Source organism: Methylobacter sp. BlB1, assembly GCF_015476545.1.
Classification (GTDB): Bacteria; Pseudomonadota; Gammaproteobacteria; order Methylococcales; family Methylomonadaceae; genus Methylobacter.
Window position 1 is genome coordinate 1 of sequence record NZ_JADMKV010000165.1, and the last position, 1,338, is coordinate 1,338.

General features: G+C 63.8%; 2 protein-coding genes. One reads left to right on the top strand and one right to left on the bottom strand.

Annotation, left to right across the window (positions count from 1 at the left end; translation table 11 throughout):
- Nucleotides 1-1,216, bottom strand: a 1,216-nt coding sequence (locus IT781_RS21825) for an AMP-binding protein (protein ID WP_370527074.1), incomplete at its 3' end; no start/stop codon positions are given.
- On the opposite strand from IT781_RS21825, the gene IT781_RS22955 reads away from it, so the two are divergent.
- A partial coding sequence (locus IT781_RS22955; protein WP_370527075.1) for a hypothetical protein occupies nt 1,100-1,338 on the top strand: 239 nt, incomplete at its 3' end. The two genes, IT781_RS21825 and IT781_RS22955, sit on opposite strands and share 117 nt — an antisense overlap.

Consider the following 1,338-nt stretch of genomic DNA (forward strand, 5'->3'; position numbering starts at 1 on the left):
CGGTGGAGCCGGAGGTGTAGATGACGTAGGCCAAGTGTTGCGCTGTCAGACCCAGCGCCTGTGCTGGCAGGTTTGTATCCGGCTGTTTGTCGATTTGACTCCAATCGCCGTCCCATGCAATTACCTGGGCATCGGTCTTGGGCAAAATGCCTTTGGGCGACTGCTGTGCCAGCAACATTTTGGGTGCGCTATCCTCGAGCATGTAGGCCAGGCGCTCTGCCGGATAGGAAGGGTCCAGCGGCACGTAGGCCGCCCCCGCCTTGAGCACGGCGAGCAGGCTGATCACCTGTTCGACGCTGCGCGCCAGGCAGATTGCCACCCGGTCGTCGGGTTTTACGTCCAGACTGCGCAGATAGTGCGCCAAGCGGTTGGCGCGCGCGTTCAGTTCGCCGTAAGTTAAAGTTCGACCGTTGTGAACAACCGCCGGCGCGTCCGGCTGCGCTGCAACCTGGGCCTCGAACAGTTCGTGGATGCAGCGGTTGTGTGGATAGTCGGCCTGGCTGGCGTTCCAGTCGTACAGCACCTGGCGGCGCTCGGCCTCCGGCAGCACGCCGATCTGACGCATGGCCGTATCCGGCGCCGTCTCCAGGGCCATGATCAGATTGTCCAGCGCCGTGTGCATCAAGGCACACAGCCGTTCCGGCGCCACCGGCGGCAAGGTTTGCGCCGTCAGTTCAAACCCTTCGCCCAGATCGTCCACAGATAATACGATCGGGTAGTTGCTGCGCTCTTCGCCCGATGATAGGACTTCGATGCCCTGCCAAGCAGGTGAGCTGTCAGCCGAGGCGTCGGCCTGGCTATGCCGATAGTTGAGCAGTGCGCTGAACAGCGGCGCCGGCGCAGGCACGGCGCTGCAGCGCTGCGCCAGGCTCAGCGGCACATGTTCATGACGCAGCAAATCAGCCAGTCGCCGCTGCATTTCACGAGACTGTTCCAGGACACTGCCCTCGGCCAGCTGCACCCGCAGCGGCAGGGTATTGATGAACATGCCCAGTCCCCGCTCGGCGCCCTCGCCGCCCTGCATGCGTCCGAACAGGACCGTACCGAAGACCACATCATCGCGCCCCGAGGATCGTGACACCACCATAGCCCAGGCCAGGTGAAACAGGCCGGCGGCGCTGATGCCCAAAGTCCTGGCCTGTTCGCGCAGGCGTCGGGCAAGATCAAGGTCGAGGTCTTGCTTCGCTTCTTTGACGCCTGCACCGTCGCCCCGCACGTCGAGCAGGCCGAACGGCGCCGTGGGCTCGTCGATATCGCCGAGCATCTCGCGGAAAAAGGTTTCATGCGCTTCCGGCTTCATCCCGAGGCGTGCCTGCGCGACGAAGTTGCGGAACGGCA